The organism is Achromobacter sp. RW408, assembly GCF_003184165.1.
In the GTDB taxonomy this organism is placed as follows: domain Bacteria; phylum Pseudomonadota; class Gammaproteobacteria; order Burkholderiales; family Burkholderiaceae_B; genus Achromobacter; species Achromobacter xylosoxidans.
Genome location: NZ_QHHO01000003.1, coordinates 67738 through 74103, shown reverse-complemented (window position 1 = coordinate 74103; position 6366 = coordinate 67738). Strand labels below are relative to the sequence as shown.

6 protein-coding genes are annotated in these 6366 nt (G+C 67.9%); 1 reads left to right on the top strand and 5 read right to left on the bottom strand.

The genetic code is table 11. The annotated features are described in order from the left end of the window. The 3 genes from DK459_RS01105 to DK459_RS01095 all read right to left on the bottom strand — a co-directional run. Window positions 1-1573, bottom strand: a 1573-nt coding sequence (locus DK459_RS01105) for a rhodanese-like domain-containing protein (RefSeq protein WP_110134398.1), incomplete at its 3' end; no start/stop codon positions are given. Window positions 1574-1575: 2 nt separating this feature from the next. Beyond that, window positions 1576-2787, bottom strand: coding sequence for a cystathionine beta-lyase (gene metC, locus DK459_RS01100; protein WP_054499233.1), 1212 nt, complete (start codon window positions 2785-2787; stop codon window positions 1576-1578). A gap of 5 nt (window positions 2788-2792) precedes the next feature. Next, window positions 2793-3380, bottom strand: coding sequence for a cysteine dioxygenase family protein (locus tag DK459_RS01095; RefSeq protein WP_006389569.1), 588 nt, complete (start codon window positions 3378-3380; stop codon window positions 2793-2795). 122 nt (window positions 3381-3502) lie between these two features. Here DK459_RS01095 and DK459_RS01090 point away from each other — a divergent pair, with 122 nt between their 5' ends. After that, complete coding sequence (locus tag DK459_RS01090) at window positions 3503-4384, top strand: LysR substrate-binding domain-containing protein (RefSeq protein WP_006389568.1); 882 nt, start codon at window positions 3503-3505, stop codon at window positions 4382-4384. Window positions 4385-4431: 47 nt separating this feature from the next. Here DK459_RS01090 and DK459_RS01085 read toward each other — a convergent pair whose 3' ends face one another. After that, the gene (locus tag DK459_RS01085) at window positions 4432-5436 is read right to left on the bottom strand and encodes an asparaginase (RefSeq protein WP_053498929.1); all 1005 of its coding nucleotides are present in this window, start codon (window positions 5434-5436) and stop codon (window positions 4432-4434) included. Then, window positions 5429-6346: a ParB/RepB/Spo0J family partition protein gene (locus DK459_RS01080; RefSeq protein ID WP_006389566.1), complete on the bottom strand. Its 918-nt coding sequence runs from the start codon at window positions 6344-6346 to the stop codon at window positions 5429-5431. The genes DK459_RS01085 and DK459_RS01080 overlap by 8 nt, the downstream gene beginning before the upstream one ends. Window positions 6347-6366 lie beyond the last annotated feature (20 nt).

Below are 6366 nucleotides of genomic sequence, written 5' to 3'. Positions count from 1 at the left end.
CGGCGCGTTCGCGCGCGTCGATCTGCTTGACCAGGTTGGTTTCCCAGGCGAGGTACTGACGCGCCGCGGCCTTGTTGCCGTCGTGGCGGTCGTGCACGAAAAACAGGTAATCGATGCAATCGCGGTCGGCGGGCGTGGACGGCGTGGATTCCAGCGCGATGCCCGCCGCCGACCAGCCGGCCGCCGTGCCCAGGTTGACGGCAAGGTCCCGCGCGCCGCGCGCCCGCAGGTCCGCCGCGGCCCAGGCGGCCACCGCGAGTTCCTCGGCCAGCAGCACCAACGGACGTGCCGGGTCCAGCGCCAGGCCGGCAAAGCGCGGCCGGATGGCCCATTGCGCTCCCGCGATGTGTTGGGCGCGATAGCGCATGCTGGGGCGGATGTCGATGAGTTGCGCGCCTGCGTCCAGCGCGGCGGCCAGCGCCGCGTCATCCAATACCTTGACCGGCGGTTCGGCGATCGGGGCGACAGGCGCTTGCAGGTCGGCGCCCACGCCTTCCTGCAGCACGCTCGCGTCCCAGCCCATCTGGCGCAACCAGCTGGCCACCACCGGCGCGCGCACGCCTTCGCCATCGAACACCACGATGCGCGCGCCACGCACGGCCACGTACTGGTCGGTGGCCTGGATCAACTGGCCGCCGGGCGTGTGCTGCGCGCCGCGCAACGAGCCTTGCGCGTACTCCTCGGCACTGCGCACGTCGCACAGGAAGGTGCTGCGGCCCGTGTCGGCCAGCCAGCTGCGCACCTGCGCGGCGTTCACCCACGGCACGCCATGGCGTTCGGCCAGGCCGGCCGAGCGTTGCGCCAGCGCCGGTATATCGGCCGCGGCAATGGCATCCTCATATCGACGGCTGGCGCCATGATCGAGCTTGAAATCCGCCAGGTACCAGCCCTGGGTGCCGTTCTCCAGCGCGTAGACGGGATTGGGCACGCCCAGGTTGATGAGGGTCTGCGCGCCGATGATGCTGCGGGTACGGCCGGCGCAGTTGACCACGATGGTGGTCTTCGGATCGGGCGCCAGGCCGTGCGCGCGCAGCGCGAGCTCGCCGTTGGGGCAGCAGATGCCGCCGGGGATGCTCATCTTCTGGTATTCGGCGTAGGGCCGGCCGTCGAGCACGATCAGGTCGTCGCCACGACGCTGGCGCTCGGCCAGTTCGGCCGCGCTGATGCGCGGCGTGTGGAAGACTTCTTCGGCGAGCTCGCCGAAAGTCTTGCTCGGGACATTGACCCCCGCGAAAGCGGCGTAGCCATCGCGTTGCCATTGCGCGATGCCGCCTGCGAGGCGGTGGACCTGCGTGTAGCCCACGGCCCGCAAGGCCGCTGCCGCGCGCGCCGCGACGTCATCGTCATCCCCCGCGTCGTAGACCACCACGCGCGCATCGCGCCGCGGCGCCAGGCGCGCGATATCGGCCTCGAGCCGGCTGAACGGCACCGGCGCCGCATAGAACAGGTGGGACTCGCCGTATTGGCCATGCTCGCGCACGTCCAGCAGCGCAATCTCGCCGCCATCATGCAGCCAGCCCTTGAGGGTGTGCGAGTCGATATCGGCCAGTTTCAGGTCGGAATGGGAATGCATCGTTAAATCCGCAGGGAATCGGGGGAATGGGAATTCAGGGCCGCCAGGACGGGCCGCAATTGGCCGAATGCCTGTTCGAGATCGGCGATCAGGTCGTCCGGATCCTCCAGCCCGATATGCAGGCGCAGCATGGCGCCGTGCGGGGCCACGGGCCGGGATCGCGCCTTGGCCAGATTGACGGGTATCACCAGGCTCTCGAATCCGCCCCAGGATGCGCCGATGCCGAACAGGCGCAGCGCGTCGATGACGCGTTCCATGTCGGCATCGGCGATGCCGGCGGCGAACTCCAGCGTCAGCAGGCCGTTGGTGCCGCTGCACTCGCGGCGCCAGACCGCGTGCGCGGGGTCGTCAGGCAGGGCCGGGCACAGCACGCGCGCCACTTCCGCCCTGCCCTGCAACCACTGCGCCACGCGCAATGCGCTGCGGGCATGTTGCGCCAGGCGCAGCGGTAGCGAACGCATGCCGCGCAGCACCAGATAGGCATCGTCGGCGCCGACGGTCTGGCCGAAATCGATGCTGGCGCGTTCCAGCGCGCGCCAGGCGCGGGCATTGGTCACGACCGCGCCCATCATCACGTCGGCGTGGCCGCCCAGGTACTTGGTGGCGGCGAGAATCGAGATGTCCGCGCCCAGCGCCAATGGCTGGCACAGCAAGCCGGACGCCCAGGTGTTGTCCACAGCCAGCCAGCAATCATGGCGTTGCGCCAACTCAGCCAGCTGCCGCAGGTCCGGCATTTCGTAGGTGAGCGAACCCGGCGACTCGGCATAGATCATGCGCGTGTTGGGACGCAGCAGCTGCGCCAGGCCGGCGCCATCCGGCGGATAGAAAGTGAATTCGATGCCCAGCCGCGACAGGTGCTCGGCGCAGAAGCGGCGCACCGGTTCGTAGACCGCATCGGTCACCAGCACGTGGTCGCCGGCGCGCAGATAGGCCAGCAACACGATGGCGATGGCGGCCTGCCCGGTGGGGTACAGCTGGGCGCGATGCCCCTGCTCCAGCTCGACCAGCGCGTCTTCCAGCGCGTGCGTGCTGTCGGTGCCGCGCGCGCCGTACGACGGCAGGCGTTCCTGTTCGCGGCGGGCGCGGGTGTCGCGCCAGGCCGCGACGCTGTCGAACACATAGGTGCTGGCACGCGTGACCGGGGTGTTGACCCAGCCGGCATGGGGACGCCCGGCGCGCAGCAGGCGCGTCGCGGACCGCAGGGGCTTGTTCATGATGGTCAGCGGCGGGTCTGCACGCCGATCGGCATGACCTTGCAGGTGCCGGCGGCCAGGTCGAAGGCCAGCCGCTCGGTCAGCGTTTCGAGGGCGCGGCCGTACATGTGCAGGTGGCGGATGACGCTATCGCCCTGGATCTCGACGGCATGGATATCGTCCGGCATCAGCGCGATGCCGGTGCCCGGCCCCACCACCACGGTCCCGGTCTTTTCCAGGCGGCCCACGCCGGGCACGGAGCCATCGTCGGTGCGGTCGTAGACGTAGTTGTATTCCACGCCTTCCACGGCGGCGATACAGGCCCAGGTGGTGTGGTTGTGCGGCACGATCTGCTTGCCGGGACGCATCACGTTCAGGTAGAGCGCGTAGCTCTTGTCGGCGTCCTCGCCGATCAGGTAGCGCGCCTGGCGTTCGCCCTCTTCCGGCGCCGGGTAGCGATCCTGGGCCCACCAGTCGGTATGACTGGCCAGGCCGATCAACTCGTCCAGCACGACCTTCAGGCTGTCGCGGTTCAGGCCCTTATTTCCTAAAGTATTTTTAATATTTCCGATGGCGCTGTCGATGCCTTGTTGCTGGGGATGCGTGGTGCTCACAATGACTTTTCCTCTTGTTTCATGAGTTATTGCAGTCACTGTATCGCCGCGCGCGAGCGCCAACAATTTAAATTGCCTTAATATTCCATAAGCATCTCTAATACTTTCGACTCGCTGCTGCCATGCGCAATCTCGACCTGGACCTGCTGCGCACGCTGACCGCGATCGCGCGCTACGAAACGTTTTCCGAAGCGGCCAACCGGTTGCACAAGACGCAATCGGCGGTGACGCAGCAGATGCAGCGGCTGGAAGCGGCCATCGGTTTGCCGCTGTTCGAGAAACAGGGGCGCAACAAAGCCTTATCCACGCATGGACGGCGCCTGGTCGAATACGCGCGCCACATGCTGGCCATCAACGATGAAGCGCTGCGCGCGCTGCAGGATGCCCCGCTGGAAGGCGACCTGCGGCTGGGCGCGCCGCTGGACGTGGCCGACACCATCCTGCCGACCCTGCTGACCCATATCGCGCGCTCGGCGCCGCGCGTGAAACTGGAGATCCGCACCGATCGCAGCCCATTCCTGATGGACGCATTGCGCGCCGGAGAACTGGACCTGACCATCTCGACCCGCTTCGACCAGGAGTTCGAGGGCGTGGCGCTGCGCACCTCGCCCACGGTGTGGCTGGCCTCGGCCGACTACGTGCATGACCTCAACGCGCCGGTGCCGCTGGTGCTGGCCGACGAACCCAGCATCTTCCGCCGCCTGGCGCTGACCGCGCTGGAACAGGCGCAGGTGCGCTGGCACACCAACTACGTGGCGCCCAACCTGGTGAGCATCAAGGCCGCCTTGCGCGCAGGCCTGGGCGTGACCGCGCGCAGCGTCGAACTGCTGGCCCCGGAAATGCGGGTGCTCGGGGAAAAGGAAGGCCTGCCACCGCTACCGGACGTGACGTACTTCCTGTGGATAAGGCGAGACCTGATCAATCCGCTGACACGGCAGGTCTACGACATGCTGCGCAGCAACCTGGGATTGGCGCGTGGCGCGGATGCGCCACCCAATCCATGACGCGGCAGGCAGCGCGGCGGCCCGAGACAGGCCACCGTGCGCATCGCTCAATAGCGGTCGAAGCAGCGCTGCAGCGCCGCGGGTTCACGCGTGACGCACAGCGCCAGCATCAGCAGGATGCGGGCCTTCTGCGGATTCAGGTCGCCGGCGGCGATGAAACCCAGCACCGCGTCATCCAGTTCGACGTCGCGCGCGACGAAACCGCTGCCGGTGCGGCTGGAGCGCAGCACCGCGACACCATCGGCGGCGGCGCGGGCCAGGGCGTCGATGGCCAGGTCCGTGGCGTTGCCGTCGCCCACGCCCGCCAGCACGATGCCATCGGCCTGGCGCGCGATGAAATCGATGACGTCGCCTTGCAGGTCGGCATGCGCATAGACGATGTCCACGCGCGGCCAACCGGCCTTCTCCAGCAATGCGAGTGAAAACTCGCTTTGCGTGCCGTGCGTGGTGGTGTTGCGCGAATAGAAGCACGGCGTGCCGCCATGCATCACGCCGGCGCGGCCGCGGTTGGGCGAGGCAAAAGCGTTGATGCCTGCGCTGGCGATCTTCTGGATCTCGCGAGCGTAGTGCACGTCTTCGTTCATGACGACCAGCGGCCCGCGGCCGCGCGCGTCGGGATGGCGCGCCAGCGCCACCGCGTTGTACAGGTTCGCCGGACCTTCGGCGCCCAGCGCGGTGGCCGGCCGCATCGCGCCCACCAGCACCACGGGCTTGTCGTGGCGGATCACCAGGCTGAGGAAGTAGGCGGTTTCCTCAAGCGTGTCGGTGCCGTGCGTGATGACGATGCCGGCAACGGAAGGATCCGCGCACAAGGCTTCGACACGCTGCGCCAGCGCGCGCCACACGTCGTGCGTCATGTTCTGGCTGCCGACGTTGGCAACCTGCTCGGCGCGGATCTCGGCCAGGCCCGCCAATTGCGGCACCGCGGCCAACAGGTCGCCCACCGAGAACGAACCCGCCTTGTAGCCGGCGGACGTGGCATCGGCCTGGGCGCCGGCGATGGTGCCGCCGGTAGCCAGCACCGCGATGACGGGGAGCGCCTGCTCAGGCATCGACCACTCCGGACAGGCCTTGGCGCTCGAGCAGCGAATTCAGGTGTTCCCAGCCGTGGAAGTCGATGACGATCTGGCCCTTTTCCTTGGCTCCGACCTTCAGCGCCACGCGCGTGCCCAGGTGATCGGACAGGGCTTCTTCCAGGCGCGTCAGGTCGCGCGATACGCCGTTGGCCTTTTTCTTGGGCGACGCCGCGCTCTCGGCTTCCTTGGCGGTCTTGGCGACCAGTTTTTCGGCTTCGCGCACCGACAGGCGGCGCGCGATGATCTGGTTGGCCAGCTGGATCTGGGTGGCGGCATCCACCGCCAGCAGCGCGCGCGCATGGCCCATGTCGACGTCGCCGGCCAGCAGCATGGTCTGCACCGCCGACGCCAGGTTCAACAGGCGCAACAGATTGCTGGTGGCAGAACGCGAACGACCGATGGCCTGGGCGGCCTGCTCGTGGGTCAGGCCGAATTCGTCCAGCAGGCGGCGCACGCCATGCGCCTCTTCGAGCGGATTCAGGTCTTCGCGCTGGATGTTTTCGATCAGCGCCATGACCGCCGCGTTTTCGTCGGCGACCTCGCGCACCAGCACCGGCACTTCCTTCAGGCCGGCCAGCTGGGCGGCGCGGAAACGGCGTTCGCCCGCGATGATTTCGTAATGGCCGGGCGCGTCGCCGAGCGCGCGCACCAGAATGGGCTGCATGATGCCTTGCGTGCGGATCGACTCGGCCAGCTCGCCCAACGCGCCCTCGTCCATGCGAGTGCGCGGCTGGTACTTGCCGGCTCGCATCTTCGAAACAGGCAAGGTGGACGGCAGACCCTCGGGCTTGGCCGGAGCCTTGCCGATATTGTCGATTGCAGGCGCGTCGGCGCCCAGCAAGGCGTCGAGTCCGCGACCCAATCCCTTGGGTTTCTTGGTGGCCATAGTTAAATCCTCTTTCCTTC